The organism is Rossellomorea sp. KS-H15a, assembly GCF_024195245.1.
Lineage (GTDB): Bacteria > Bacillota > Bacilli > Bacillales > Bacillaceae_B > Rossellomorea > Rossellomorea vietnamensis.
Genome location: NZ_CP096886.1, coordinates 1,685,465 through 1,712,373, shown reverse-complemented (window position 1 = coordinate 1,712,373; position 26,909 = coordinate 1,685,465). Strand labels below are relative to the sequence as shown.

General features: G+C 45.8%; 20 protein-coding genes. 4 read left to right on the top strand and 16 right to left on the bottom strand.

Features of this window, described 5'->3' with window-relative positions:
* Window positions 1-18: 18 nt before the first annotated feature.
* The gene (locus M1J35_RS08760) at window positions 19-1,989 is read right to left on the bottom strand and encodes a beta-propeller fold lactonase family protein (RefSeq protein WP_254653434.1); all 1,971 of its coding nucleotides are present in this window, start codon (window positions 1,987-1,989) and stop codon (window positions 19-21) included.
* Window positions 1,990-2,001: 12 nt separating this feature from the next.
* Window positions 2,002-4,065, bottom strand: coding sequence for a hypothetical protein (locus M1J35_RS08755; RefSeq protein WP_254653433.1), 2,064 nt, complete (start codon window positions 4,063-4,065; stop codon window positions 2,002-2,004).
* Between the two features lie 211 nt (window positions 4,066-4,276).
* Between M1J35_RS08755 and M1J35_RS08750 the strand changes: the two genes are divergently transcribed.
* The 3 genes from M1J35_RS08750 (at window position 4,277) to M1J35_RS08740 (ending at window position 6,570) form a co-directional block, all read left to right on the top strand.
* Window positions 4,277-4,933 (top strand): VC0807 family protein, encoded by a 657-nt coding sequence (locus tag M1J35_RS08750; RefSeq protein ID WP_254653432.1) that lies wholly within the window; start codon window positions 4,277-4,279, stop codon window positions 4,931-4,933.
* A 107-nt stretch (window positions 4,934-5,040) separates the two neighbouring features.
* On the top strand, window positions 5,041-6,291 hold the full coding sequence (locus M1J35_RS08745) for a helix-turn-helix domain-containing protein (protein ID WP_254653431.1): 1,251 nt from the start codon (window positions 5,041-5,043) through the stop codon (window positions 6,289-6,291).
* 93 nt (window positions 6,292-6,384) lie between these two features.
* Complete coding sequence (locus tag M1J35_RS08740; RefSeq protein WP_034762451.1) at window positions 6,385-6,570, top strand: hypothetical protein; 186 nt, start codon at window positions 6,385-6,387, stop codon at window positions 6,568-6,570.
* Window positions 6,571-6,586: 16 nt separating this feature from the next.
* Here M1J35_RS08740 and M1J35_RS08735 read toward each other — a convergent pair whose 3' ends face one another.
* The 12 genes from M1J35_RS08735 to mnmH all read right to left on the bottom strand — a co-directional run bounded on the left by M1J35_RS08735 (window position 6,587) and on the right by mnmH (window position 23,349).
* A complete protein-coding gene (locus tag M1J35_RS08735) occupies window positions 6,587-7,291 on the bottom strand; it encodes an arylamine N-acetyltransferase family protein (protein ID WP_371928720.1) in 705 nt (234 codons plus the stop codon).
* A 230-nt stretch (window positions 7,292-7,521) separates the two neighbouring features.
* Window positions 7,522-8,475: a PDR/VanB family oxidoreductase gene (locus tag M1J35_RS08730; protein ID WP_254653430.1), complete on the bottom strand. Its 954-nt coding sequence runs from the start codon at window positions 8,473-8,475 to the stop codon at window positions 7,522-7,524.
* Complete coding sequence (locus M1J35_RS08725; protein WP_254653429.1) at window positions 8,475-8,960, bottom strand: dimethylamine monooxygenase subunit DmmA family protein; 486 nt, start codon at window positions 8,958-8,960, stop codon at window positions 8,475-8,477. The genes M1J35_RS08730 and M1J35_RS08725 overlap by 1 nt, the downstream gene beginning before the upstream one ends.
* Complete coding sequence (locus tag M1J35_RS08720; protein WP_254653428.1) at window positions 8,957-9,895, bottom strand: heme-dependent oxidative N-demethylase family protein; 939 nt, start codon at window positions 9,893-9,895, stop codon at window positions 8,957-8,959. Before M1J35_RS08720 ends, M1J35_RS08725 begins: the two co-directional genes overlap by 4 nt.
* Before the next feature lie 75 nt (window positions 9,896-9,970).
* The gene (gene shc, locus M1J35_RS08715) at window positions 9,971-11,842 is read right to left on the bottom strand and encodes a squalene--hopene cyclase (protein WP_371928719.1); all 1,872 of its coding nucleotides are present in this window, start codon (window positions 11,840-11,842) and stop codon (window positions 9,971-9,973) included.
* A 107-nt stretch (window positions 11,843-11,949) separates the two neighbouring features.
* Window positions 11,950-12,666, bottom strand: coding sequence for a DUF2161 domain-containing phosphodiesterase (locus M1J35_RS08710; protein ID WP_224520705.1), 717 nt, complete (start codon window positions 12,664-12,666; stop codon window positions 11,950-11,952).
* An 86-nt stretch (window positions 12,667-12,752) separates the two neighbouring features.
* Window positions 12,753-14,195, bottom strand: coding sequence for an N-acetylglucosamine-specific PTS transporter subunit IIBC (nagE, locus tag M1J35_RS08705; RefSeq protein ID WP_254653427.1), 1,443 nt, complete (start codon window positions 14,193-14,195; stop codon window positions 12,753-12,755).
* 594 nt (window positions 14,196-14,789) lie between these two features.
* On the bottom strand, window positions 14,790-16,277 hold the full coding sequence (locus M1J35_RS08700; RefSeq protein WP_254653717.1) for a glutamate synthase subunit beta: 1,488 nt from the start codon (window positions 16,275-16,277) through the stop codon (window positions 14,790-14,792).
* A gap of 17 nt (window positions 16,278-16,294) precedes the next feature.
* The gene (gene gltB, locus M1J35_RS08695) at window positions 16,295-20,893 is read right to left on the bottom strand and encodes a glutamate synthase large subunit (protein WP_254653426.1); all 4,599 of its coding nucleotides are present in this window, start codon (window positions 20,891-20,893) and stop codon (window positions 16,295-16,297) included.
* Between the two features lie 505 nt (window positions 20,894-21,398).
* A complete protein-coding gene (locus M1J35_RS08690) occupies window positions 21,399-21,854 on the bottom strand; it encodes an SRPBCC family protein (protein ID WP_229593476.1) in 456 nt (151 codons plus the stop codon).
* Window positions 21,847-22,170: a MerR family DNA-binding transcriptional regulator gene (locus M1J35_RS08685; protein ID WP_254653425.1), complete on the bottom strand. Its 324-nt coding sequence runs from the start codon at window positions 22,168-22,170 to the stop codon at window positions 21,847-21,849. Before M1J35_RS08685 ends, M1J35_RS08690 begins: the two co-directional genes overlap by 8 nt.
* A 138-nt stretch (window positions 22,171-22,308) precedes the next feature.
* Window positions 22,309-23,349 (bottom strand): tRNA 2-selenouridine(34) synthase MnmH, encoded by a 1,041-nt coding sequence (mnmH, locus tag M1J35_RS08680; RefSeq protein WP_254653424.1) that lies wholly within the window; start codon window positions 23,347-23,349, stop codon window positions 22,309-22,311.
* Between the two features lie 279 nt (window positions 23,350-23,628).
* On the opposite strand from mnmH, the gene M1J35_RS08675 reads away from it, so the two are divergent.
* Window positions 23,629-25,179 carry a glycoside hydrolase family 10-like protein gene (locus tag M1J35_RS08675; RefSeq protein WP_254653423.1) on the top strand — a complete coding sequence of 517 codons (1,551 nt, stop codon included), beginning with the start codon at window positions 23,629-23,631 and terminating at the stop codon, window positions 25,177-25,179.
* A gap of 43 nt (window positions 25,180-25,222) precedes the next feature.
* On the opposite strand, the gene M1J35_RS08670 is transcribed toward M1J35_RS08675, so the two are convergent.
* Together M1J35_RS08670 and M1J35_RS08665 are read right to left on the bottom strand one after the other, a co-directional pair.
* Window positions 25,223-25,753: a cysteine dioxygenase gene (locus M1J35_RS08670; protein WP_254653422.1), complete on the bottom strand. Its 531-nt coding sequence runs from the start codon at window positions 25,751-25,753 to the stop codon at window positions 25,223-25,225.
* 39 nt (window positions 25,754-25,792) lie between these two features.
* The gene (locus M1J35_RS08665) at window positions 25,793-26,707 is read right to left on the bottom strand and encodes a DMT family transporter (RefSeq protein WP_254653716.1); all 915 of its coding nucleotides are present in this window, start codon (window positions 26,705-26,707) and stop codon (window positions 25,793-25,795) included.
* Between the last annotated feature and the right edge of the window lie 202 nt (window positions 26,708-26,909).

Below are 26,909 nucleotides of genomic sequence, written 5' to 3'. Positions count from 1 at the left end.
TCAAGCTTTTTCATCGCATTAGTCAAGGGACCTTACATAATCGGCAATCTTGGACATTTCGATTTGACTCAGCTCCGATTTCCCCTCATATTGATGGCCCAGGATGGATTCCTCAATGGTCCCGGCACTACCATCATGAAGATATGGGCCAGTCGCCCATACTCCCACCAGACTTGGTGTATCAAAACTTTTTCCATCACGAGGATTTGTGAATTTCGCCCGTGGATCACCTTTCGTTGACATGTCATACCGGTTGGCTGTCCCGATATCATGTAGATAGTCTGTCACATCCGTTGTCAGCTTCCCATCCTCACCTGTTGCTTTCACACTATCCGTAAACTGACTTCCGCTATGACAGGAGATGCAGGATGCTTTTCCTTCAAAGAGAGCCTTTCCCTCTTTCGCCGAGCTGGTTAATTCCCCATTTTCCTTATAAGGACTCTGTGGAACGGGGAAAGATTGCGGTTCCTTCAGAAAGGCGAATAAATCATCATACATCTTCTCAACATTCGCCGGCAGTTCTTCACCAGGCTCATATTTCATCATGCCGCCCATTTCACCCTGGACCGTCAGGAGATAATCCGTAAAGTCATCCCGGCTGCCGTCCCAAAGGAAGAGACCATTTTCTGACGTTTGCACATTGGTCGGGACATTCCTTTGCCCCTTTCCAGTCATGAGAGTCAGGCCATTGATCTCCCCATCACTGTGACAGGACGCACAGCTCATCCAGTTGTTGCCGGTAATATCTGCTTCAAATTCTTCACTGTTGGCGCTGTAAAATATCGTTTTCCCCTTACGGATTTGCGGATCTAACGGATCCTTTTTAATCAAGGAAATATTGTCATTGAGCTTCTTCGCCCTCGAATGTACAGATTCACCTCCAGAGTCAATGGTTGCAAGGTCGTGACTCATGGCATTATGGACGTAGAGGGTTTCACCATCCTTATTCAATAGGATCCCACGGGGATTGTCCCCTTCGATCCTTCTTAGAATCTGGGTGGCATTCCCACCGCGCTTCAGATCAAAAACAACTAAGTCTTCACTTCCCGACATCACCACATATGCTTTCGATCCATCTTTTTGGAAGGCGACATCATAAGGATTTGATACGATCATCGTCTCATTTTTTGAATCCAGCACGTTGATTTCATCAAACAATTCTTTTCTCTCATTGACCAATTCTTCATCTTTTTCCACATCTATGATAGAAATGGCAGGGAAAATTGTTTCCTCAAATTGAATGGGCGTATCGACATTGGTCACCAAGTGGGGGATCCATGCTGTTTTCCCATCGGGTGCAATCACAAATTGCTCAAGGGTATTCGGGATACCCTGGCTCTTTTTCCGGTCAGAAACATCAGGCGAGTCTGCCAGTTTAAAGGTTTTTGCAACCTTTTTCTTTTCTGCATCCAGCACGGATATTTCACCGGATAAATAATGAGGGATGTATATCTTCTTCCCATCCGCTGTTTCAGCCAACGTTCTTGGTCGATCGTGCACTGGGATCGTCTCAGTTACGTCCCCACTCTTCACGTCAACCATCATGATCGTGCTTTCCCGATAATTGGCTACATACAGGGTCTTACCATTTTGGCTTGTCAGGAGTCCAAAAGGTTCCTTTCCCACTTCATAGGAATCTACTACTTTCCCTTCTTCCAGTGAGATGACATCAATCTTATTATCATACCTGCACGATACATACAGGCGATCTTCATCCGGTGATAAAGCCAATTGAACCGGCTCTTTCCCGACAGGAATTTCTTCTTCAACCTTCTGTGTTTTCTCATTCACAATGGAAACCGTATTGGCATCAAGATTGGCAATGTAAAGCTCGGTTCCTTCTTTGTTTTGGAGGATGTTATCGCTATTGACTGCTTCTTTCCGAACTGTATCGAAGCTCGGGGTGTCTTTGGTTGTCGTTTGAATCGAACATGCAACAAGCGTTCCTGCTAAGAGAAACGCCGTCGCATATCCTATTATCTTCTTCATAGGATCCCTTCTTTATCGTTTTTCGACCGTAACAGGAAGCAATACGGGCGCGATCCCATTTTTGCCATGTCCGGCTTGAACTTGTGGAACATTGTCCCCATCGGTATTTCCAGATGAATCCTTGCTGTTGTAATAATCCCCGGTATCCCAGAATTCACTTGCCTGCATTCCTTCTTCAAGGGACGGACCATCGATGACCGTATCATAGAAATCACTGTAGCGTGAGGTGATCATATCGATTTCAAGGCTTTCAGGTGTTTCAGAATCCGATTCCCGATTGCTTAAGTTTTGCAGGGCGACACGGTAGGTGGCAGACAATGCGCCTGCTGTATACGGGGTATACTCCATTTTCCCTTCCGATGTTTCATATGCATTCAATTCGTCATCCCAAAGCCCGGAATCCAAAGCTTCATAAATAGAGCGGGCTGCCTCGCGATATTTCTCATCATCGGTGGCTAAATAAGCTGCTGTCAAGCCTCTAATCGCACCTAGTTGAGCATCCAATGTTACATCCTTATCTGCACCTTTTTTGGTATCAAAACCTTTTGCTACAAGACCTGAATCCATGACCAGGTTGTCTATCATGAAGTCTGCCTGCTTACGGATCATTTCGAGTGCACGCTTGCCTTCAGCGGTTTTTAATCCATCAGCAGACTCCCCTGAAGCGTACCCGACAGGGAGCCCATCGATGGCACGCTGAAAGATCCTCATCGATTCCATCGTGTAACCAGCCTGAAACGTATCCATATACGTCCCTTGTTCTTTTCCATCATTTTCAGTTATGAACATTCCTTTATCATCATTGAAATGCATGGCATCAATATTCTTGAATACATGCAGCATCACGTTTTGATTGGCTGTGAACGGATCTGTTCCTTTCACATCGTTATCAGGCGAGTCATCCGTATTCTCTTTAGGTGCAGAAGGATACGGTGCACCGTCAAACAACGCCTGGAACGATGGTGTCTTGTTCGGGTTGCTTTCCCTTTGGTCCGTCATCCCATAGAATTCCGAAGTCGGCCAAAGCATCATCCACTGGTCCTGAAGGACACTGTTTGAATCTTTGATAGAAAGTGACTTTGCGTTTGGTGCCTGTTTACCATCTTCGGTGACTTCTACACTATGTGGTAAGTAAACGAATCCTTCTGAAGGATCATACTGGCTTCCGAGGCCGGCAGCCGTCAATTTCCCTGTCGTGCCATCCACAAACAATTCATTCGAAATATAATTCACTTTATTCCACATTTCTTCCGTCAGAACCGCTCCCTGGAAACCATCTGCTGAGCTGACTCCCAGTGCAATATTCTGATCATCGTCATCCTTGGACGTTTCTCCTGCCAATTCTTCATCAGCATCAATCGTATGGAAGCCGCCCATGAAATCCCCTGCCCATAGCGCCTGCTTCAAGAACGTTGCCCCATAAGCGGAAGGGACAAGGGTCTTCTCCATCTTGTTACGGTCCCAGCGGAGTGATTCGAAGTTTACTTGATACATAGGTACATAGCTTCCATCATCATTCGCTGCATACTCACTTGTATCTACTTTGCCCTTATAATGGGGATCGCCGGCAGAGTATTCAATGAACGTCGGATACATATTCCTGAAAATTTCATCTTCTGGATATCCGACGGCACCCGCCAATTCATAAAAGCGGCTTCCCAATTTTTCATCAGCTGTTTTTCCATTTTGAAGGGTTTCTACAGCTGGGCCATTGATTAAATGTAATCCGAGACCCGATTTTTCGACAACTTCATACATGGCTTCCTCAGAGTACTCATAGGATTCAACGCCGGCTGTATAATCAAATTTTGTTGGCTGATCCAATTTATTGATATCTAATATATCTAAATCCAGGCCAAGGCTTTCTGCCAGCGGCTCGCCGGATAATTCAAATTCTGCATACGCAAACATATTCCCGGCAGTATCGAACGTATAATCAGAGACGTTCACCTTGCTTGCTCCCGTTTTCTTTTCTCCGTCTGATTTTGACGCTTCTTCCTTATCACTGACACATCCGGCAAGTAAAAGTGAAGATGCCAAAACGGACGCGGATAATACTTTCCATGGTCTGTTCATTCTATGTAACCCCTCTCAACGATCACGAATCACTCGAGAATGATTCTCATTACTGTTTATTAGTATAGTTTAATTGAGAAAGAATCTCAATAAGATTTTTCATAAAAAAGAAATCGATTTCATTTTTTAAAATCATTATCCATTAATTTGAAACTTTGTCCTTTTCAGAACCGTACTCTTTATATAAGGAAAAAAAGAAAGAGTGATAAAAGTGAAGAAAAATATTGTACTATTCGATCTGATGATTTATGTTGCCCTCCCTCTGTTTGTATGGAATATCATGAGGGATTACACCGGAGATTATTACGCCATGCTCCTTTCCTCTGTTCCAGGAATCATTTATACCGTCTACCGATTCATCGAGATGAAGAAAGTGAATACATTCGGCCTGTTCATTCTGTTCACTTTGATTGTCGGTACCCTGATAGACGTACTGGCAGGTTCGTCTTTACAGCTTCTTTGGAATAATGTCTATTACGCTGCCGGGATCAGCTTATTTTTCCTCATGACCATGATCATCAGAAGGCCCATCACCTTATACTTTGGTCTTGATTTCGCAGAGCTCCAGGGTCATGACCGTACGTTTAGTAAGAGACTTTTCTATAAGAAACCTCTGTACACCTTATTTCAGTTGATCACGCTTTGCTTCGCACTGAGGAGTGGGATTCTCGCTGTCGTGAAAGCATGGCTCATTTTGGAGTATGGTGTAGAGGCATTTGATAAAGGGATCATCCTGCGACAGGCGTTCAGCTGGATCATGACGGGTATCACCGTTGCCGGATTCTTCTATATCGGGAAGATCATCAACGATTCCCCTCATTTGGTGAAGGAAGTGCAGGATGAGCTTGAAGAAGAAAAGGCCATTTAGCCTATTGGATGTTTCTGCCTTCAGACCTCCGTCTTGTCCCAATCCTATAGAACAATGTGAATATTTTTCCTATAATGGATAATAAAATGTTCACTCCGAGGTGTACTATGATTGAAGGTAAATTGATTAAATTTCATCGGGAAGAATCAGGATTGACCCAGGAGCAGCTTGCACAGGGGATCTGTTCCACTACACATCTAAGTAAAATCGAAAGGGGAATCACAGAATACTCAAGTGAAATCACCGATCTACTTGCTAAAAGGCTCGGAGTCGATATGATAGCGGAGCGTTCGCGATATGAATCCTTGCAACATGCATTGGCCAAATGGAACGATGCGATCATCATGATCCGGACCCATGAAATCCACCAACTTAAATCAGAAATCGAACAAGAGCCTTTACGATTTTTATCCGATTTCTTTTTTCAATATCACTTATTATTAGCAAGGTATCATCTGTTCTTGGATAACCCTCCAAGAGCAAACGAAATCCTGACCATGATCAAATCGAAACAGGACTCTCTTTCCCCTTATGAGTCCAATTTATTACTCCATGTGAGAGGAATCTATTTTTACTCAATAAGAAAATTTGACTGCTGCATCCAGTCCTTAAAACAGATTGATGATGAATACCCGAATGCTGAATATTATTTTCATCTGGCAACAGCCTATCATTCCATCCATTCCAATACGTTCGCCTATTATTACGGCCAAAGGGCCCTGCAGTTTTTTCAAAAATCATTAAATATCCTCAGAGTCATCGATTCTGAAATTCTCATATTAATTCAATTGAACGCGAAGGAACCTTTCGATATGGAACAGACCAAACAACAGTATGATAAACTCCTTAGAGTCTGTGAATCTGTCAACTCCATGGAAAGGGCACATAAAATCCATAATAACCTGGGATTCGAATATTTCCGGAGAAAGCGATATAAGGAATCGAAAACATCGTATGAAAGGGCTCTGGAGCTCACTACAGAGAACACCCCTGCTTCTTCTTATTTAGTCACACTCAGTGGATACATCCTTTCCTGTATGAAAGGAAACCTTCTTTCTGAAGAAGAGCTCAACCATCTGGCAAACAGTGGACTGAAGAAAGCCAGGGAGCACCAGGATCCCACCTTTGTGTTCTTTGAAATCTATCTGCTCACCTTGAAAACAAATGAAGAAGAACTCTATGAGTATATGGAAAAAACCGCCCTCCCCCACTTTAAAAGGACGGGCAGTCAGTTGATGTACCAGCATTATGAAAGGCAACTCTTTTTATATTATGTTAAAACCGGACAGACCGAAAAAGGGTTCGAGCTCGCATCCGAAAAGATGACGAATGAAATCAGTTACTATGAATTGGAATGATCCCTAAAGATGCATGAATAAAAACACTTCCCATTATTGGGTTCAACTTCCCAATCCCTCCTTCATATACTATCGTGAAAGGAGGCGATCAGAATGGATCGATTCATTCTTTTATTAGTAGCAGGTATTCTTTCCGGTTTCGCATTGTTAAGGGCACCACTTAACGGAACATTTTTAGAAAGCGTGTCACCTGTAACAGACATCATCGGTATTTTAGCTATTCTCGTATTCTCACTCTTCTTAATCTATAAAGGGATTATGGCGATGCTCGGTAAGTAAATGAAGAGACCCGGATTCATTCCGGGTCTCTTTTATCTGTTTGAGAAAACCAAAGGTTCAAAAGTTCCTGGTACTCCTCTGAATTTATTTCACTTTTCTTTACATTCCCTTTCTTCCATTGAGTAAAGGAAGTCTCCGTCAAGGTCACACTTCCGTCATCCGTTCGTTTTGTCAGTAACCGATGTTTATTAAAGGGTGAGGCGGGATGCTCTTCCACTGTGACTCGGACGTCGTCAAGGAAACGCACATCCCTGATCGTTCGTTTAGAATCAAATGCATACCCGATTCTCCAATCGGTGTCTTTATGCTTCAATTTCATTTCTAATCTATAATCCCCATAAGCTGTTTCACCTGCACGTATCCTGAATTCCCCATTGCCCGAAGAGACCGTCTCCCCCGATAATGGTACGGGTTTCATCGGAATATTCCCTCCGAAGCCCCCATCCAGAATATAATCCTGTTTTTCGTGACACACCTTAACGGCAACATGTGTCCTTCCGATGCGACCGAACGCTCCTGAAGCATGATCATAGACCGCTCCCTGTATTAAGGAAGCTTCGAATCCGTTTTCTATCAGGAATAAATAAAGGAGTGAATTTAGTTCATAACAGAGACCTCCCTCATTCAAAATGAGCATTTTATTCACCAGATGCTCTTTGGTCAGAATACGGGATCTTTCTTCAATAATGCATACATTTTCAAATGGAATATAAAGCGCCATTTTTTCTAATATGATATCCAGATCCTGAAAGCTTACGGGATCTGGACTTGAATATTGAATCCTTTTGCGGAATAGTTTGTCTAGACTGTTGATGGCGGGCACATCCTTTCTTTGAAGCTAGTCTTTAAAGTTTACCTGCTTCTCATAGACGTTTTCAAGGAAAGACATGATCGCCTGACATTCATTTTGGGATTAAGGTGCTAAATCTCCTTGATTTCGGTCAAAATGCACTAAAGCTTAATCCGCAGTTTCTCGGCTTTCGCCCTGGATACACATGTTAATATCGAGTGATGTTCACTCCTCTCACTGTCACTTAAGAAAGAATCACCGTGCTCGACTTCACCCTCCAATACGTTCACCTCACAGGTTCCGCAACGACCGACCCGGCAGGAATATGGCGCATTGACCCCACCCTTGAGAAGGGCTTCTAATAATGTCATATCCTTTGGCACTTTAATGGTCGGGCCATTTTCTACTTCTACCAAAAAGTCCTGACGTTTCATTATCTGCAGTGGAGTAAAACGTTCAAAGTGAATGCTTGATCGGGGATATCCAATTTTCAGGGCACTTGCAGTAAATCCTTCGATAAAAGAAGTTGGACCGCAGAAATACACATGAGTTCCGATTCTATGTTCCCAGAGGCTTTGATCAGTCAATCTCCTTTCTCTTGAAAAATAAAAATGACTCTCATTGGGATACACTTTCATTAAATACGTAAAAAACGGGCAGTCTTCCTCGGACTTTGCCGCATAATGAAGTTCAAAGGAGCGTCCCTCCTTTTTAAGTTCTGCCATCATGGACAGGAAAGGCGTGATCCCGATTCCCGCTGCATAGAAAACATGGTGCTTCGCACGGAAGCTCAATGGGAAATGATTCTGTGGAGGACTGATGCAGAGGGTGTCTCCTGCTTTCATCTGCTCATGCCAATAACGGGACCCGCCTGTAGATTGTGCATTCAGCCGAATGGCGATGTGATAGGTGTCCCTTTGACCGGGTGGGTTCGTAAGAGAATAGGATCGTGCAATCGTCTCCCCTCCTGTCTTAATATACGTCGTGATGTGGGAACCCCCGCTAAAAGGAGGGAGAAGTTCATTCCCGGCTTGAATTAGTGAAAAACGTTTGACATAAGGTGTTTCCTGATGGATCGATTGGACAGTGACGTTTATGGTTTTAGCCTGATTCACTACTGATCACTCCCTGTTTCTGTACATGCTGCATACCCGAGATAGGCTTCATGTAAAGGAGAATAATGATCGGAAATGGATAAGGTCAAGTGACAATGAGGACAGGTCGTAATTTGACTGATTGGCTCACCATCCACTTCCATTTTCTGATGGCATTTAGAACAGAATACATGGATGCACCTGACTCCGTGACCGATATATTGTGTCTCTTCTGCTGAAAAACCATGAGCCTCTGCCATTTTTTTAAAATAGGAGAGCTTGTTCCATCCCATCGCTATGTATAGATAACTCCCCATTTTCTGATCTTCCAGCCAATGAGAAATATCCGTTTCTTCCTTATCATCCAGCAACACCGATTGATTAGGATAATCATCCTTTTTTACTCTTTGGATGATAGGAGACAGTCGCTTCATTCCTCCTTCATAACCAAGAAATATATATTTTCGTTTGCCCGGTACGAACAAAGGCTGCAGGAGTGTCTTCACATCCCCACCTTCTTTTCATTCAAGTACCCGACGACCTCTTCTTTATATAAGGTGATCCCCTTATAATCGGCTATATGGTCGGGAAGATCCTGGAGAATATGATAAAACTCATTCGTCCATTCATGATTCTTCGCAAATTCTTCAAGTGGTAGAAGATGGGTATGGATGGTAAAGAGCAGCCCATTCGAACCTGGCAAACGGAACAGCTTTTGCACCTCTACACGAAAATGAACGTATTCCCCGACGTTTTCCTTTGAAACCTTTCTTCTTCCTTTTCCCCACTCATCAAAGGTTTCCAGGGAAGTATCCAGACGATTTCCCGCCATTAGCGACCAGTTCCGCCTTACCCAGGGATCTCCCGCTTGCATCCTCATCAAGAACGTCAGGATCCGCTGATCCAATCCCTCTTCCTTAAATCCCGGAATCGGTCCGTGTACCTCCTTGAAGCTCATTCCGATAGTAAATGCAAGGGACCAGTTGGCCGGAAAACATAACTGTCCCGCATCCATATATAAATCCCCATCACGCTGCATCATAAAAATCAAATCCTCCTGTACATGACGACCGATGAAATCGAGGGGCTCTGAGGATAGCGTGGCTTCATCCCCAAATGTAAACGTTGTGTGTTCTTCTAAGATGTGATTGTGAAACGTCCATTCCCCTTCACTTCTTTCCAGGGAAAATTGCTGAGGATAATAGGTTGTCAGATGTGTCATCACCATTTCGGCTATTTCCCATTGAGCTTTCAAGGTATGCGACCGGGACTGGAAACACCTCTCAGGATGTTCGGTAAGCAGGTTCCGTTTCAGCCTGACCTCACTTGAATACGAAGTGGTTACCTCCACACAACCTGGCTCTTCCAATGGAACCGAATTATTAGAATAACGATACACATCCCCCTTAAAGGGATAAGGGAACGAATCCACTCTCATCATACAACCACCTTTTTTTCAGAAAATTCTCACTTTCATCTTATCGTATAGAGGGACGGACCTCAAGAGGTCCGTCCCTCACCCGAATTTCTCATTGTACCGGCTGAGTGTGATCAGCGGCCATATCCATTGGTAGCTGTGGTAGTGTATATAGAAGTTTCCTGGAAGACCGATGCCTGTGGGATATGCTTTGGATGTCTCATTGTCTGCGCCGTTCTTTAATTCGAGAAGCGCCATGATACCCAGATCGATGGCAGGTGTCGGTTTGTCTTCGATACAGATGAGCGACTCCAGGGCCCATGCCGTTTGTGAAGGGGTACTGAAGGGAAGGGATACGAACGTCTTTTCCTGATCGCTGTAGCAGGACTCCCCCCACCCCCCGTCTTTTCGTTGAATGCTTTCCAGCCACGTTTTTGCTTTTTGTAAATGTTTATCAGAAGAAGATACCCCCACGGCTTTCATTCCGGTGATGGCCGCCCATGTTCCATAGATGTAGCAGACGCCCCAGCGACCGTACCAGGACCCCTCCTCTTTTTGCATCAGTTTCAGCCACTCAACCCCTTTTTTTACCTCTGGATGTTCCGCGGTCAACCCTGCCCGGCTGCCCAGAAATTCAAGCGCTCTTCCGGTTAAATCAGGAGTGGAAGGGTCGATGGCTGCCGCCTCTGCCCCGTCCACCGGAAAAGAAGTAAGGATCGATTTTGTCTTGTTTTTTTCAAAAGCCGGCCATCCTCCGTCACGATTTTGCATACCGAACACCCATTCAATCCCACGGTCCCATGACTGTCTGATAAGGGGGTTACCTGCAGCTGAATACGTAAGGGCCCTGAGAGCAGCCGTTGTATCGTCCACATCAGGGTGAATGCTATTGCTCTCTGAAAAGCCCCATCCCCCGGGTTTCACCCCGGTCTCTATCGCCCAGTCCCCATATTTGAAGTGCTGCTTCTTCAGAAGGTAATCCACTGATTTGTGTATGACAGCTTCATCTGTATCCACCCCCGCTTCCTGAAGGGCATGGCTGATTAAAGCTGTGTCCCACACGGAAGAAGGAGAGTTTTGGATATGGATGCCCTTCTTCGTTTCGCATGTCATGTCCTTCAACCCCTGTAATGCCTTTACGATGATAGGGTCATTCTTCTTATATCCCAGTGCCAACATGGCATAAATCATATAAAAAGTCGCGCTGAAATAACTGAGATAGGTCCCGTCACGCTCCATCCGCTGCAACATGTACTCTAGGGCAAACTGCCTTGCCTGCTGATGAAGTTGGGAAGGCAGGCCTGCGAGTGCCTGTATGCCTTCACTTATTTTCGAAAACAATCTCCATTCCCGTTCGCTGTACCTCTCTTCCTTTACAGCACGGGACAAATCCTGTACGTGTGGGGTACTGCTTGTTTGGATCTTAAATTTATGATCTTTCAACAGTATCATCGGAGCCAAATGCACCCTTGCATAACTGCTCAAGTCCCAAAAATTCAGGGGAAATGTCTTCGGAAGCAACAGGAATTCAATGGGGATCGGCAGGAGATGCTTCCATTCATATTGACCATGCACGGCCAGCATGAATTTCGTCATCGTATGAGCCTTGTGAAAACCGCCTTTTTTCTCTATGAACCGTTTGGCTTTCAGAAGTCTTTTATCCTCCTCGTCGACCATGCCACTGAATCTCAGAGCAAAGTATGCTTCAATGGTTGAAGACAGGTTCCCTTCCTTTTCATCTTCAAAGAGCTTCCACGTTCCCTCCCTTGACTGGCATTTCCAGAGGCGGTCAACCAGCTGTCCAACCAGTTCATCCTCATCCCCTGAGAGCGTTCGCAGAAGGATGATCATATACGCATCGGTCATCACGACATTTTCAAAACAAAACGACCAGTGTCCATCTTCCCTTTGCATCTTCTGTAGATCACTTATCATATTCCGGATCGTGCTCTCTATCTTCTTTTTCATCATTCGTCCTCCCGGCTACCTTCTCTGTTGTTATGTATATGTGAAGGATGGGGGTACTAGTAGTGGGAAGCAAAGAAGAGCCTGCCACCGGTTTCCCGGGAGGCAGGCTCTTACTGGTTTTCTTCTATTTTCTGTGAGTAATAGCTTACAAGTTCAGGATATCTCTGCATTTCCTCTCTGCCGGTATCCGTGATTTGATACACGCCCCTTTTCACCCTCTCGAACCATCGGTAATAGTTCTTCTGGAGGATGGACGGTGTTTTGTCACCCGTCCCCATCTTTGTTAAATTCTTCGGGGACATGGGTCCGTGTTTTTCCAGGCAGCAGGCGATGTGAATGCAACTTTCCTTATAGGCGGTCATAATCTTCGTTTTATTGGTGCCCCCTACATTGTAATCCGCGCTCCGGCCTTCGATTTCCTTCACCAGGGCCGCCCGCTTCTTTTTACTATTTCTCATAACCGTCTTTCTGTCAAAGGCTTCCGGATGAATGACAAAATCAAGCTTGGGCGTCTTTGTCGTAAAGGAAACCGTGATCAGACCAAGTTCAAGACGCCTGACCAAATGACGTATATCATTCCACCGCTTCGACCGGGTGCGCTTCGGTTTAGGAATCGCAATATACACAAGATCCGTCAGCCGCTGCCGCTTCGTTGCCTGAATGAGGAGCTCGACATTCAAGGAAAGCTTCAACTCCACGATCACAAGCTCCCCCTCTTTCATCGCCGTCAGATCACAGTCATTCACTTCACCGTTCACCTGATATCCCTGTTTATGAAAATGTTTCTGGATCGGCTGATAAAGATCCGATTCTTTCAATTTCGTCATGGGTAAAAAACCTTTCCGGGAAAAAATTCTATAAATAAAGTATAGACTATTGGAGAGATTTTTGCAGATTCCGAGAAAGAAAGACCTTACCCCCGAATCCTCTCGATCTCGTCTGCCACAAACTGCACCGATGTCCCGACAATCACATGAATGCTATTTTCCCCCACCACATGGATCCCCGGAACCCCCGTTGCTTTGATCCGTTCCTGGTCCACAACCTCCATGTCCTTCACTTCCACTCTCAATCTGGTAATGCAATTCTCAACCGAGGTGACATTTTCATCTCCGCCGAGGCCGGCATAGATTTCTGCTGCCATGGAACTGAACCTATCTCCTTGGGTGAGGACTGTCGCCGCCTCCACCTCCTCACTATCTTCTTCACGACCCGGTGTCATTAAATTGAATTTCGCAATCATAAAGCGGAACAAGAAATAATAGAGAAGAGCAAATACCAACCCTTGAATGAGGAGCATATACGGCAGATTCGCCAGTGGGAGCCGTGAGCTCAGGACAAAATCGACGAAGCCCGCGCTGAAACCAAAGCCTGCCGTCCAGTGGAAGAAGGAAGCGATCGCAAGGGATAATCCCGTAAGCACTGCATGAGCTACATATAAAGCCGGCGCCACGAACATAAACGCAAATTCAAGAGGTTCCGTCACCCCTGTAAAAAAGGAAGCAAATCCGGCTGCAAGCATCAGTGAGGCAACCTGTTTTTTCTTACCTGGTTTTGCCGCATGATAAATGGCAAGCCCTGCTGCAGGGAGTCCGAACATCATCACAGGGAAGAATCCGGCCTGGTACATCCCCGTCACGCCTTTTTCCCCTGTCCCCGACCAGAAGTTCCCGATATCATTGATTCCCGCAACATCGAACCAGAATACGGAATTCAACGCATGATGCAATCCGGTGGGAATCAATAAACGATTAAAGAAACCGTATATACCGGCTCCCGTAAACCCGAGGCCGCTGATTTCCTTCCCAAAGGAAACAAGCGCCGTGTAAATAACCGGCCACACAAACAGCATCACACCTGAAACGACGAGCATCGCTATGGCCGACATGATTGGCACCAAACGCTTACCGCTGAAAAAGGCAAGAGCATCCGGAAGCTTCACTGAACTGAAGCGATTGTACATACTTGCCGCAACAATCCCGGACAGAATCCCGACAAATTGATTTCCTATCTTATCAAAAGCAGGGTTCACTGCCTCTTTTTCAATGCCTTGTAATAAAGCAACGGAATCCGTCGACAGCAATGTGGTAATGACAAGGTAGGCGACCAGTCCGCTCAGTGCCGCCGATCCATCCCGTGCTTTTGCCATCCCGAGTGCGACCCCGACAGCAAATAGAATCGCCATATTATCAATGATCGATGCCCCTGCCTTGATCAGGAAAGCGGCAATCGGACTGTCCGCCCCCCATCCCGAAGGATCGATCCAATACCCGATCCCCATCAGGATCGCGGCAGCAGGTAACACGGCAACGGGAAGCATCAACGAACGACCAATGCGCTGCAAGTATTTCATCATTTTGTTTTCCCCCTATCAGTCTGTTTTTGAAAGATGCCTTGTCTCTTTCATGAGGACAAAGCCCTTCTTTAAAAAATATTCCGGCATTTAGTTGTTTAGAAGTGGATGCCGGTGTGTATTGGGATAGATTGATAGGATTACTTTTAATGATTGAGATGAGGGACGGACCTTCAAGGGGGATTATGTAGGTTTGGGATTAGGATTTTCCATAATATAGAAAAATGCGCAATTACTACTTAAAACGACGCAATTAAGACGGAAATGACGCAATAAATTTAATAATGACGCAATCACCTACGAAAATGACGCAATTATTCCCTAGCCTCCTTGAGAAAGCTATTCCAAGACCCCTTTACAGGAACCATAAGATACCTTTTTATAGTATTTAAGTACCCACTGGAAGACCTTTCTATAGATGTTTCACCACCCCTCTAAAAGTGGCCGATTTCCCTCTCTTTTCAAAGATTATTCGATCCAATTCCCCCAAAACCAGCTCCCTGCCAACAGGCTACCTAACCATGAAAGGTCCGTCCCTCAAAACACACAAAAACCCCCATCAGGCATCTAGCCCGACGGAGGTCCGTCCCTCAAAAATTAAGGTAATTCAGTTGTGCCCATGAGGTAGCGGTCGCATTCGCGGGCTGCTTCCCGGCCTTCGTTGATTGCCCAGACGATGAGGCTTTGGCCACGACGCATGTCTCCTGCAGCGAAGACACCATCGACGTTTGTCATGTAGTTTCCGTACTCCGCTTTCACCGTGGAGTTGCTGTTTGTTTCGACTTCAAGCTCTTTAATCAGATCCTGTTCGGGTCCGCTGAATCCGATAGCCAGAAGGACAAGGTCCGCCGGCCATATTTTTTCAGTTCCCGGGATTTCATCACGGATCTTGTTTCCTTTTTCATCATAGCGGAGTTTCACATTGACCGTATGAACTTCCTTGATATGGCCATGTTCATCACCGACAAACTTCTTCGTCATGACAGCGTAGGCACGTGGATCATCGCCAAGGACTTCAGCCGCTTCTTTTTGACCGTATTCCACACGGTGAATGACTGGATACTGAGGCCAAGGATTGCCCACTTCATCCCGAATCGCACCTTTTTTATCATATATATCGAACTGAGTCAGGCTTTTACAATTATGCCTCACAGAAGTGGCCAGGCAGTCTGTACCTGTGTCCCCTCCACCGATGACGATGACATTCTTCCCTTCAGCAGAAATATAGTTCCCATCTTCCAGGTTCGAATCCAATAAGCTTTTCGTATTAGCGTGAAGGAATTCCATGGCATAATGAACGCCTTTCAGATCACGGCCATCGACTTGGATGTCACGGTGAACGGCTGCTCCCCCGCAAAGGATGACGGCATCAAAGTTCTCCCGAAGATTTTCCACCGTGTAGTCTTTCCCGACTTCCGTATTCGTTACAAATTCAATGCCCTCTTCTTCTAAAATATCCACACGGCGCTTCACGACCGAGTATGGAAGCTTCATTTCAGGAATCCCATACGTCAAAAGGCCGCCCACCCGATCATTTTTTTCAAAAACGGTTACAAGGTGACCTGCTTTATTCAGCTGCGCAGCGGAAGCCAATCCAGCTGGACCTGACCCGACGATGGCCACGCGCTTACCGGTCCGGAACTGAGGCGGTTCCGGAATGACCCAGCCTTCCTCAAACCCCTTCTCAATGATCGAGCGTTCCACGGTCTTGATGGCAACAGGCGGCTCATTGATTCCAAGTACACACGCCCCTTCACAAGGAGCCGGACAGGCAAAGCCGGTGAACTCCGGGAAGTTATTCATCTGATGCTCCCGCTTCAACGCCTCTTTCCATTGCCCCTGATACACAAGATCATTCCATTCGGGTATCAGGTGATACACAGGGCAGCCCGATGTCGACCCGTTGATCTCCACTCCGGACTGACAAGTAGGAACGCCGCAGTCCATGCAGCGTGCCCCTTGTTTCTTGATTTCTTCTTCCGAAAGAGGAGTGGTGTAATCGTTCCAATCTTTCGTCCGTTCTGCTGGATGTCTCTCAGCTGTTGTCTGTCTCGAATATTCCATAAATCCAGTTGCTTTTCCCATCATATCCCCCTCCCTGATTAATTCGCAGGCTCCAGTACTTTTTTCTCTTCTTTTGTACCTTCTTCAAATGCGGCCATTTCCGCATCGAATTTCTCTAATCCACTATTCTCAAGTTCACTGATCCGTTCTCTCATCTTGAGATAAGATTTCGGAATCACGCGCACAAATTTGGACACGTATGATTCCCAGTTCGCCAAAATCTTCTTTCCATTATTGCTGCTTGTATAGTGAACGTAACGCTCGATCATATCGTAGACGTCCTGCATCTCTTCCGGATCAAACAATGGCTGAACGAGGACAAGCTCCTGATTACATCTTGAACGGAAGGTTTCATCTTCATCCAGGACATACGCGACCCCACCGGACATACCGGCAGCGAAGTTCCGTCCGGTCAAACCAAGGACGACGACTTTGCCTCCAGTCATGTATTCACATCCGTGATCCCCGACGCTTTCCACGACTACCTGGGCCCCACTGTTACGGACACAGAAACGCTCTCCTGCCACTCCGTAAATATAAGCTTCCCCACCGGACGCCCCGTAGAAAGAAACGTTTCCGATGATCGTGTTCCGTTCAGGGATGAATGTAGCGGTCGGATCCGGATGGACGATGATTTTCCCGCCTGACAATCCTTTTCCGACGAAATCGTTGGAATCCCCGACAAGTCTCAGAGTCAATCCTTTAGGAATATATGCACCGAAGCTTTGCCCCGCAGAACCCTTGAAGGTCAGACGGATCGTGTCTTCAGGTAATCCTTCAGCTCCATATCGCTTGGTGATTTCACTGCCGAGCATCGTCCCGGTCACCCGGTGAATATTCCGGATCGCCGTCGTCCATTCAACCGGTTCCCCTGTTTCAATCGCTTTGCGGCAGCGTGGAATCAGTTCTTGGAAATCCAATGTCTTCTCAAGCTCATGATCCTGCTTACGGGTCGCATATCTGCCGACTTTCTCTGGTACATCCGGTTGATAAAGAAGGGCTGACAGGTCTATTCCTTTGCCTTTCCAATGATCGATTGCTTCGTTCGCTTCTAGAATATCGGTTCTTCCGATCATTTCATTGATCGTCCTGAAACCAAGCTGAGCCATGAGCTCCCTTGTTTCCTGAGCAACGAAACGCATGAAGTTCGCCACATGTTCCGGGTCCCCAGTATACTTTTTACGAAGTTCAGGGTCCTGTGTCGCAATTCCGACAGGGCATGTATTCATATGACAGACGCGCATCATGACACAGCCAAGGACCACAAGTGGCGCAGTCGAAAACCCGTATTCCTCTGCTCCAAGAAGGGATGCGACGACCACATCCCGGCCCGTCATCATCTTGCCGTCCGTCTCAACGACAATCCTGTCACGCAGTCGATTTAACAGTAAGGTCTGATGGGCTTCGGCAAGACCGATTTCCCACGGCAGTCCCGTATGTTTCAGGCTGGTTCTCGGTGCCGCACCGGTCCCTCCGTCATATCCACTGATCAACACAACGTCGGCCCTTCCTTTTGCCACACCTGCTGCAATCGTTCCGACACCTACGGCGGATACCAGCTTGACGCTGATCCTGGCCTGCGGGTTCGCATTTTTCAGGTTGTAAATCAATTCGGCCAGATCCTCTATCGAATAGATATCGTGGTGAGGCGGTGGTGAAATCAACTCTACCCCCGGTGTCGATCCCCTTACTTCAGCAACCCAAGGATAAACCTTTTTACCAGGGAGATGTCCCCCTTCACCAGGTTTGGCCCCTTGAGCGACCTTGATTTGAATCTCATCGGCATTCACAAGGTAGTGACTCGTTACGCCGAAGCGGCCTGAGGCTACTTGCTTAATCGAACTGCGGCGCGAATCTCCATTCTCATCTGGAATGAAGCGGCTAGGGTGTTCCCCGCCTTCTCCTGAATTGCTCCGTCCGCCGATTTTATTCATGGCGATCGCCAACGCTTCATGGGCTTCCTGACTGATGGAACCGAATGACATGGCACCGGTCTTGAAGCGGCGGCAGATTTCTTCGACTGATTCCACCTCTTCAATCGGCACGGGCTTCGTTTCTTTAAAGGAAAGAAGGCCGCGCAGGGATTGAAGATTCTGCTTTTCATCTGTCAGCATAGTGGAATATTTCTTAAATAATTCATAATTATTCGTCCTGCATGCATGTTGAAGAGTGTGAATCGTACTTGGATTGTACGCATGGTCCTCCCCATTTTTACGATATTGAAATTCGTCCCCGGATTCTAATGTACGCTGGTTATCTTTCCGGTCGTTGAATGCCTTTCTATGTCTTAAAAGAACTTCTTTTTCAATGATATCCATCCCGATTCCGCCGAGTCTTGATGCGGTACGGGTGAAATATTTATCGATGACATCCTGATGAATGCCGACTGCTTCAAAGATTTGGGCTCCACGGTAACTTTGGATCGTTGAAATCCCCATTTTCGATAGAACCTTGATGACCCCATCGGTTCCCGCTTTCACAAATCGCTGTACCGCTTTTTCATAAGTGGTGTCTTGAAGCTCGCCTTTTTCAATCAAATCACGCAACGTTTCATAGGACAGATACGGATTGATGGCTTCTGCACCATATCCGAGCAGGGTGGCAAAGTGATGCACTTCCCTTGGTTCCCCTGATTCCAGGAGGATACTCACGGTTGTGCGCGTCCCCTGACGGATTAAGTGATGATGCAGACCGGATACGGCAAGGAGTGACGGAATGGCCGCCTTCTCCCTCACCACCCCGCGGTCGGAAAGAATGAGGAGTGTCGCCCCGTCAGCAACGGCCTGGTCAGCTTTTTCGTAAAGAGCATCCAGGGTCCGTTCAAGCTGATCTTCTTCTTCGGTCACATCAAATAAAATCGATAAAGTGACTGCCTTGAATCCTTTTTCTTTCTGATGACGAAGCTTCTCAAGCTCTTCCCCTGTAATGATCGGTGTCTTTAAATGGATATGCCTGCAGCTCTCAGGACCAGGATTCACCAGGTTTCCTTCAGCTCCGATCGTTGTGCCGACAGATGTGATGATCTGCTCCCGGATCGCATCGATCGGTGGATTTGTCACTTGGGCAAACAATTGCTTGAAATAGTTATATAGAAGCTGAGGCTTCTTCGATAAAACGGCAAGAGGTGAATCGTATCCCATGGAACCGACCGGATCTTTTCCATCGGTCACCATCGGCTTGATGATCTTATTCAATTCCTCTGTGGTGTAACCGAATGCCTGCTGTTGCAGGAGTACTTCATCTGAATCCAATCGGGCCACTTCCTGGGTCGTTTCCGGAAGGTCCTCAAGTTCAAACTTATTATTATCGAGCCAGTGCCTGTACGGATGCTCGGACGCAACACGGAGCTTGATCTCTTCATCGGGGATGATCCGCCCTTTTTCCAGATCGACAAGAAGCATCTTTCCAGGCTGGAGACGATCCTTGTACACGATGTCATCGGCAAAAATATCAAGGGCGCCGACTTCGGAACCGAGAACAATCATGCCTCCCTTGGTTACGTAATACCTTGCAGGTCTGAGTCCATTACGGTCTAGACACGCACCGATCTGCGTCCCATCCGTGAACACGAGGGCTGCAGGTCCATCCCAAGGCTCCATTAAACAGCTGTGGTATTCGTAGAAATCTTTTTTCTTTGGATGGATGGTGTCATCATTCTCCCATGGTTCAGGAACCATCATCATGGCCGTATGTGCAAGGGATCTTCCGGATAGGTGAAGGAATTCAAAGCAGTTATCGAACATGGAGGAATCACTGCCTGTCTCATCGATAACGGGTAGGATTTTTTCCAGGTCTTCATCTTTGAAGGCACTTGAGCTGCACAGCTTTTCACGTGCACGCATCCAGTTCACGTTCCCTCGCAATGTATTGAATTCTCCATTATGGATGGTATATCTGTTCGGATGAGACCGCTGCCAGCTTGGGAAAGTGTTTGTACTAAAGCGGGAATGTACAAGAGCTAAAGCTGAACGGAACTCAGGGTGGTTGAGGTCAATATAAAAGGAATCGAGCTGTTCCGGGATGAGCATCCCTTTGTAGACGATGGTCGTGGAAGACAGACTGCAAAGATAAACGTCCTCTTGCCCCTCGACGGTTGCCACTTCTTTTTCAATTCGCTTCCGTATCACATACAACTTGCGTTCGAAATCCATCCGTGACTTTAAGTTTTCCGATGCCCCGATGAACACTTGTCGGATGAACGGTTTCGACTTCGATGCCACTTTTCCAACAAAGGAATCATTGAGCGGAACAGGCCTCCAGCCAAGTGTCTTTTGACCCTCTTCCGCAATGATGCGTTCAAAGATTTCTTTACTTTTCTGGCGCTTGTCATAGTTTTCTGGAAGGAACACCATCCCGATTCCATATTCACCTTTCCTCGGAAGGATGATGTCTTCTTTTTCACATTGCTTCTTAAAGAAGTGATGAGGGATCTGGGTCAGGATACCTGCACCGTCCCCCGTACTTGTATCGGCGGATTGTCCTCCGCGGTGCTCTAAATTACATAGGATATTGATGGCATTCTGTACGATGCTGTGACTCTTCGTCCCATCTATATTTGCAATCATTCCAATTCCACATGCTTCATGTTCTTGCGCAGGATCATACATGCCTTGCGCTACAGGAAGATTCGTTTTCATCCAATGTCCTCCTCTACTAAAGTTGTATATTTTTTGAATAAATAACCGATTGATTAAATTTTCTTAATTTTCGTTAGTATATCATGAAATTTAGAAAAAACGAAAAATTTTGTTAATGGTAAATATGTATATTTTCCAAATATATGTGCAAATCACAAGAAGAACATTGATTTATCAACAATGTCTTTAACTTAATATTCAGAATCTTTAAAAGCTTGATACAAACACAAAGAAATCGCTTACAATAATTCGTGTCCCTAAGCATATTCCATCAAAATCCCCCATGAATTTTCATACAAAAACATTACTAAAAAATTTTTTTCTCAAACAAAAATATGTCATGAATTCGGGTCTATTGGAGGAGGGACGGACCTCTAAGTATGTAAAGAATATTTTCTCATCATTCCGCTTCTGAAACTCCTTTTCTATTCCCCGCCCTTCTCCGATTCAAACTAAAAGAAAGAGGGACGGACCTTCGAACATTCGAAGGTCCGTCCCTCTTTCTTCACGCCTCTTTCATCGCTTCACTTTCTACGAGGTTCATGAAATCTGTGACGACTTTGTTATTGTTTTTCTCCCCGCCAAGTTTCAGTAGTACTTTTCCAAGGAAGTTCAAGCCTTTGTTTTCACCTTGATAAATGAATTTCGTCTGATTCTCATCGATTTTATATAGGGTGAATGCGGCCTCGATTTCAAATGCCTTGGCCAGTGTGAAGCCGATTTTATTATGCTTCTTTTCTGGGGTATTTTCGTACTCCAAGTCCTCCACTATATACGTTTCAATTCTTTTCCCCTCTTTGTATTTCTGTTGGTAGGTCGAGCCCACCACTCCTTCTTTCTGTTCGATCACCTTGTTTTCAATCACGTTCGGCATAATCCGTTGAATATTCTCAAGCTCGAATAAATGCCAAATCGTTTCGATATTGACTGGTATCGTCCGTTCTTCATGCCACCTAATCATCCCATTCATCCTCCATTCCCATTTCAAAGAAATCGTCCATTTCCTGAATAACGGTTTGTATACGTTCTATTTCCGCTTCAAGACCGCGCTTTTTCGCCTGGATCAACTCCTCCAGGTTTTCAAAGGATTCATCATTCACGACAGCGAGCATCTCCTGAATGGTAAAGTTAAATCTCCTCAAGTAAACCAGTAATCGCCCTACAAGATAAGATCCATTATCATAATAGCGATAGTTGTTTGCAGGGTTGATATACACTGGTTCAAGGAGCTTGATCTCTGCATAGTACCGCAATGTTTCCTTACTCAGTCCTGTCATCTTGGAAAACTCGCTTACCTTGTACACCCCCATCACCTCGCACTTACATCATAAACCGTGTGGTGCACTACACGGTCAACCCTTCGATAAAAAATCATCAAAAAATAAAGACCTCACCCATCCTAACGGGCAAAGGTCTCAGTGATTGGAAACCAAGGGGCTTTTCTCAGGAAGGAGCTTCTTGATTTCTTGGTATGCCTCTTCGATTGAATTCACCTTAACCGTGGTCTTTCGATCCTCTGGATATTGATTCCACATATGTAAGTACCTCGGATCGTAATAATATTCGATGAGCAGTTCCAATATCCGTTCATAGTTTCCCTTCTGCAGCTCAGCCTCGATTTCATTGGCAATCGGACTGTGAATCCTTCGCTTGATGGACCTGAATGCTTTCACAAACTCTTCGTGATGTTCGTGAAGACGGTACTCGTCTAATATATGCCTCACTCTTTCTTTCATGGGCATTTCGATGAAGATATGAAATGCCTCCTCCTTCTCCTGAATGAGGAAATCAGGAAGGAGAACCTTTCCAATTCGCTTACTTTCTGCTTCAAATAAAAGAAAAGGAGAATCCTGCTTCTTCATCAGTTCCCGAAGGAGTAGGGAATCGAATGTTTTCTGGTTATTGGCAGTCAGTCCGATTTCCCCGAATATGGACCCTCTATGGTTGGCTAGGCCTTCTATATCAAGAACCGGATATCCTTCTTCCTGAAGTTTCTTCAAAACCGCGGTCTTCCCCGCGCCTGTCCCGCCGTTCAGTACAAAAGAAGCAGGCTTCATGTCAATATCTTCAAGCCCCTTCAACACCCAGTGGCGATAAGCCCTGACCCCTCCGAGAATCCGGGAAGTCCTGATCCCCATCAGGTCAAGGAAAGTAGCGGCTGCTTTACTTCTCATACCACCCCGCCAGCAAAACACGACGATTTCACCCTCAAGTTTCTTGAACTCATTCATGAATCGGGGAAGTTTACCTGAAAAAATCTCCAGTCCCCGGTCCGTCGCCACTTCCTTACTTACCTGCTTATATAATGTCCCTACTTCCGCTCTTTCCTCATCATTGAAAACGGGTATATTCAGACTGCCCGGAATCGTCATTTCCCTGTACTCAGAAGGAGATCGTACGTCCACAAATGTATACTTATCTAAATCGCATTGATTGATCGGTAGATCTTTGAACATGTCATCCTCTCCCTTTTTACATTTCTCTTCTATTTTACACCACTTCCGTATTCATTCTTTCCCTTTTTATTCTTTTTAGAAGTATTCACTTAGTCCTTTCCTCCTGTTTACCGGCTGAATATTCAGATTTTTCACCTCATTGGTACTATATACCAGAGTAATGGAACCCCTTATAATGAAAAGGAGAAATAATATTTCATGTTTTTATTAAATTTTATGAAGTATTATTTCAATAAAATGAAAGCGGTTTCTTTGTGACCGCAAGAGAGGAGTAGAGAAATGAAAGCAGTAAAGTACATGATTATGGCCGTGATGTTGTTCTCACTGGCTCTTCCCTTTTCTACCGGGAAAGCGAAGGCCTCCGGGACGTCTGAACCGAAGCATGAGATGCGGGCTGCGTGGATTGCGACCGTGACGAATATTGACATGGCGCCTGGAATGGACAAGCAGGAATTTACGGATTGGGTGGTGAACACCCTGGACGATTTGAAAGAATTGAACTTCAATACGGTGATTTATCAAGTCAAGCCGACTGCCGATGCCTTGTATCCTTCCGAACTTGCCCCATGGTCCCAGTATATTACAGGTGATGAGCAGGGAACCGATCCGGGCTATGACCCACTTGCCATCATGTTAGACGAATCTCATAAACGAGGAATCGAAGTACACGCATGGGTCAACCCTTACCGGATCACGATGCCGAATCAAACGATCGAGTCCCTCGCGGATGACAACGTGGCCAAGCTTCACCCGGAGTGGGTACTGAAATATGGCAAGCAATATTATCTCAACCCCGGAATTCCAGAAGTACAAGATTACTTGATTGATACAGTGAAAGAACTAGTAAGCAACTACGACATAGAAGCCGTTCACATGGATGATTATTTCTATCCTTATAAAATTGCAGGAGAAAGCTTCCCAGATCAAGATACATACGAGAAATATGGCAGCACATTCGACAATATCGATGACTGGAGACGCAACAACGTCGATGAACTGGTCGCTGATATCAACACTGAAATCAAAGGTATCAAAGATTATGTCCAATTCGGGATTTCCCCATTTGGCGTGTGGAGAAATATCGCCGATGATCCGACTGGAAGCGAGACAGAAGCGGGACAAACGAATTTCGATGACCTGTATGCCGATACCCGCCAATGGATCAAGGATGGAAGCATCGACTACATCACCCCGCAAATCTACTGGTCAAGAAAACTTGCCGTCGCCAACTACTCCGTCCTACTCGATTGGTGGAGCCGGGAAGTGAACGAGTATTCCTATGAACATCCGGTGAATCTGTACATTGGGATGGCCGATTATAAGGTCGGGGACAACTTTGACCAGGAATGGTTCAATCCTTATGAACTGCCGGGGCAAATCATGGACAACCGGGCTAACGGTACGGCCCTTGGCCAAATGCATTTTTCCTTAAGACAAATTTTCGAGAACCCACTTGGATACGCTGATATTTTACGCAATGAAGTGTATACGGAAAAGGCCTTGACCCCTGCCACTCCTTGGAACAATGATGACCTTCCGAAGAAACCGAATACGGTAAAAGCGGATAAGCAGGAAAACGGTATCACCTTGAGCATTGATGACAAGAAACATTCTGACGCCAGGAAATATGTCATCTATCGCTTTGACGGCGTGAAAGAAGGAGACTACAAGAATCCTGCGAATATCGTGGATGTCGTGTACTCTCAAGAAGGAGTCGCGACGTATAAAGACACGTCTGCTGAAGAAGGTGGAATGTACACATATGGTGTTACCTCCGTATCTCCGACAGGTGTGGAAAGCAAGGATGCAAAAACAGTGAGAGTACGATAATCATAGACAGAAGCGTTTCTCCGTATTGGAGAAACGCTTCTTCTTATTTTAACTGTATGTCCTTTACCTTTTCCCTCATATGATCCGGCCACCATGCCCCACATTCATCGGATACTACACAGGCCGCACATTTCTCCAAATCGTATACCATCATCCCTTGAATGGGCGGTGAATAGAGGTGGAGAGTCACTAGATCCCCTGCACTCCCCTTCTTCATTTTGTGAACTGCTTTCTTCGGTGCGAAAAAGAAAGAACCTTCTCTATACTCCCGGTCAAATAACTCCTGAGGAAGCTTGTTATCCCTCACTTCAAAGATCGTGTTGACGGAAGTCCCATCCATCACCTGGATCCATCCTTTCGAATCTCCGTGGTCATGCGGGGCACATTCCATATCCGACCAATTCATGACAAGGAGCTCCACTGCTTCATTTTGATAAAGGAGCTTTCGGTAATAAGGTTTCCCTTCCGGAGATTCCAGGTAAGGCTGTAAATCCTCAAGAGATATATTCAGAGACTGCAAGACTTCTTTCAGTTCTTTCGTAGAAGGATGTGATAATCCATCCAATTGATTCATTATCCGTTCCTTTAAGGTCAATGCGGATCCCCCCTGATGTTATCGTTTCCTCCATAGAAACCGATGAAGGACAGAAATCATCTGACCATTGACAATGACAACTCCTATAATAATTATGACTCCACCCAGGATGCTTATGAGAAAAATTTTCTCGTGCAGGAGAAGAATGGCTGCAATGAGAGTGGTGACAGGCTCCAAGTAAAGAAACATCGACACCTTTGACGCATCCAATACTTCCAATGCCTTCGCCCAGTACCAATACGCGATCCCCGAGACGAATACACCGAGGAATATCAAGTGTGCCCACTCTACATTCGATAATTGGGAAATTCCTTCCCAGCCGCGGTTGCGAATGAGAAACGGGATGGTCAGACTGAATCCCAGCAGGCTCATATAGAAGGTAATCACGAGAGATGGAAGCTCAATGCGAAGCTTTTTCAGAAGCACGGAGTATACCGCCCAGTTCAATGTACTGAGAATCATGAGGAAATACCCAATGTTGACAGTAAATCCGATCGATTGTCCGCTCCCAGCAGTCGTTACCATCAGCACACCCGTAATCGCAATGATCATGCCCAGCGCTTTGGAGATGGTCATTTTTTCATGCAGGAACATCATGGAGAGGATCACGGTGAACACCGGGGAAAATGAAATCATCCATCCTGCCGACGATGCATCAATGTTCAGGAGTGCCGTCGCCTGGATGACTTGATGAATGAAGACTCCGAGGACCCCAAGAACGATCAAGTGAGGGACATACTTCAGAGGGATGGGGAGCCTGTATCCTTTTAGCAACAGAAGCATGAGGAGAAACAGAGCTCCGATCCCAAAGCGGAGGACGAGGAGGGTATAGGGATCAAGCGTACCCAGCACCGCTTTGGTGGATACGAAGGATATCCCCCAGAAACTGATGGACATCGTGGCATATAATGAGGCGGCAGCCTTTGTTTTCATCGGAATCATGGACGGTGCATCCTTTCTTAGCTCGTGTTCTTTTTATCAAGGTATGCTCGTCCATGGGAAAAATGTGCAGGGGATTGATTGGTTATGAAAATAAAACCGGGGAGCCGTTCCATCACGGGTCATGAGTTCTCATAAGCTGTTGATAATAAAAGCGTTGAAGTCGATAATATATTCGAAAAGTCGATAATAAAAA

What these genes read in the sequence shown, in the direction of transcription:
- M1J35_RS08760 (WP_254653434.1), bottom strand. Translation starts at nt 1,989, where the DNA reads ATGAAGAAGATAATAGGATATGCGACGGCGTTTCTCTTAGCAGGAACG.
- M1J35_RS08755 (WP_254653433.1), bottom strand. Translation starts at nt 4,065, where the DNA reads ATGAACAGACCATGGAAAGTATTATCCGCGTCCGTTTTGGCATCTTCA.
- M1J35_RS08745 (WP_254653431.1), top strand. Translation starts at nt 5,041, where the DNA reads ATGATTGAAGGTAAATTGATTAAATTTCATCGGGAAGAATCAGGATTG.
- M1J35_RS08740 (WP_034762451.1), top strand. Translation starts at nt 6,385, where the DNA reads ATGGATCGATTCATTCTTTTATTAGTAGCAGGTATTCTTTCCGGTTTC.
- M1J35_RS08735 (WP_371928720.1), bottom strand. Translation starts at nt 7,291, where the DNA reads ATGGCGCTTTATATTCCATTTGAAAATGTATGCATTATTGAAGAAAGA.
- M1J35_RS08720 (WP_254653428.1), bottom strand. Translation starts at nt 9,895, where the DNA reads ATGATGAGAGTGGATTCGTTCCCTTATCCCTTTAAGGGGGATGTGTAT.
- shc (WP_371928719.1), bottom strand. Translation starts at nt 11,842, where the DNA reads ATGATGAAAAAGAAGATAGAGAGCACGATCCGGAATATGATAAGTGAT.
- M1J35_RS08710 (WP_224520705.1), bottom strand. Translation starts at nt 12,666, where the DNA reads ATGACGAAATTGAAAGAATCGGATCTTTATCAGCCGATCCAGAAACAT.
- nagE (WP_254653427.1), bottom strand. Translation starts at nt 14,195, where the DNA reads ATGATGAAATACTTGCAGCGCATTGGTCGTTCGTTGATGCTTCCCGTT.
- M1J35_RS08700 (WP_254653717.1), bottom strand. Translation starts at nt 16,277, where the DNA reads ATGGGAAAAGCAACTGGATTTATGGAATATTCGAGACAGACAACAGCT.
- gltB (WP_254653426.1), bottom strand. Translation starts at nt 20,893, where the DNA reads ATGAAAACGAATCTTCCTGTAGCGCAAGGCATGTATGATCCTGCGCAA.
- M1J35_RS08690 (WP_229593476.1), bottom strand. Translation starts at nt 21,854, where the DNA reads ATGATTAGGTGGCATGAAGAACGGACGATACCAGTCAATATCGAAACG.
- M1J35_RS08685 (WP_254653425.1), bottom strand. Translation starts at nt 22,170, where the DNA reads ATGACAGGACTGAGTAAGGAAACATTGCGGTACTATGCAGAGATCAAG.
- mnmH (WP_254653424.1), bottom strand. Translation starts at nt 23,349, where the DNA reads ATGTTCAAAGATCTACCGATCAATCAATGCGATTTAGATAAGTATACA.
- M1J35_RS08675 (WP_254653423.1), top strand. Translation starts at nt 23,629, where the DNA reads ATGAAAGCAGTAAAGTACATGATTATGGCCGTGATGTTGTTCTCACTG.
- M1J35_RS08670 (WP_254653422.1), bottom strand. Translation starts at nt 25,753, where the DNA reads ATGAATCAATTGGATGGATTATCACATCCTTCTACGAAAGAACTGAAA.
- M1J35_RS08665 (WP_254653716.1), bottom strand. Translation starts at nt 26,707, where the DNA reads ATGAAAACAAAGGCTGCCGCCTCATTATATGCCACGATGTCCATCAGT.